This window comes from Candidatus Clostridium helianthi (genome assembly GCF_045310795.1).
Classification (GTDB): domain Bacteria; phylum Bacillota; class Clostridia; order Clostridiales; family Clostridiaceae; genus Clostridium; species Clostridium helianthi.
Genome location: NZ_JBJIAB010000123.1, coordinates 1 through 413 on the forward strand (window position 1 = coordinate 1; position 413 = coordinate 413).

1 protein-coding gene is annotated in these 413 nt (G+C 37.3%); it reads left to right on the plus strand.

From position 1 onward, the window contains the following. Window positions 1-392: DnaD domain-containing protein (locus tag ACJDTP_RS27460; protein WP_479723090.1), on the plus strand; the 392-nt coding region annotated here is incomplete at its 5' end. Between the last annotated feature and the right edge of the window lie 21 nt (window positions 393-413).

Below are 413 nucleotides of genomic sequence, written 5' to 3' on the forward strand. Positions count from 1 at the left end.
ATAATAATAATGGGTCGGTAGAAGAGGTGGATATAAATTCTAAGGCAATGGAGCTTATGAAGTATCATGAAAAAATAACAGGAAAACCAGGTAGTTGTGAGTATGTTGCGCTTAGATCAGCTATTGATCTTTACGGAGAAAAGTGGGTTAAGAAGGCTATGGATGTTGGGTTTCAAAAAAATTGTCCAGACATAAATTATGCAATTGGAGTATTAAAAAACTGGAAGAGAGATGGATGTCCAGAAGATAATGTGGAGGTGAAGAAAAATGGCTTTAGAGGCACTAGAAAGAGTAACACAGCAGATAAAAATGAATTTGCAGGATTCAAGCCAAAGGAACCACGAAAGCTTACAGAAGCTGAAAGAAAGAGGATTGAAGCAAACCTCATATAGGTGTGACAAATGCTGCGATAC